This window comes from Aerococcus sp. L_32 (genome assembly GCF_050689315.1).
Window position 1 is genome coordinate 1 of sequence record NZ_JBOEQF010000978.1, and the last position, 697, is coordinate 697.

Annotated in this window: 1 protein-coding gene; it reads left to right on the forward strand. The window is 40.5% G+C overall.

The window, feature by feature from the left end:
- Positions 1 to 697: DUF2207 family protein (locus ACRCJ0_RS17715; RefSeq protein ID WP_431391463.1), on the forward strand; the 697-nt coding region annotated here is incomplete at both ends.

The following is a 697-nucleotide window of genomic DNA, read 5'->3' on the forward strand; positions in this document are numbered from 1 at the left end:
CCGGTATTTTATATCTGGTTAAAAACGGCTATATCACCGTCCGTGAAGAAGAAATCGATGGCTTTCTAAGGTCGAAAGATCAAGCCGTTATCTATATTCAATCAGACAAGGCGCCAACCGGCCCATCAGCACGATTGTTTAAATTGATGCAACGTGTTGCTCAAAAAGACGGCCGTGTTGAACAAAAAGCCTTCTCTAAATATATCGAAAAGAATTACAAGAAAATTGAGGCCTATGAAGCAGCCTTAGATTCTTATTCATCAGATTATTTGGAAGAAAATGGCTACACTTTTGTCGGCTTAACAGCCAAATCACGTCGTGAAAAAAGCGACTTAGATATCGCCCATGAAGTGGCAGGTGTCGCTTATACAGATAAAGGCTTTGAACTACGCGATAATATCGTGAAATTCAAAAACTATCTGTTAGACTTCTCATTACTAAATGAGCGTCAAACCAATGAAGTTGCCTTATGGGATGAATTAATGATTTATGCGGGTGCTTTTGGTATTGCTGATGAAGTGGAAGAAGAATTCCGTAAGATTTATCCTGAATATGCTGAAATCTCAACTTACTCAGATGCACCATTCTTCTACTACGCATACTATGGTTCAATGCTTAACAGATCTTATTCAGACGGTCATAGCGCTGCAACAGCTTCTTCATCATCTGGTGGAGGTGGCGGTACCAGCTTCGGTGG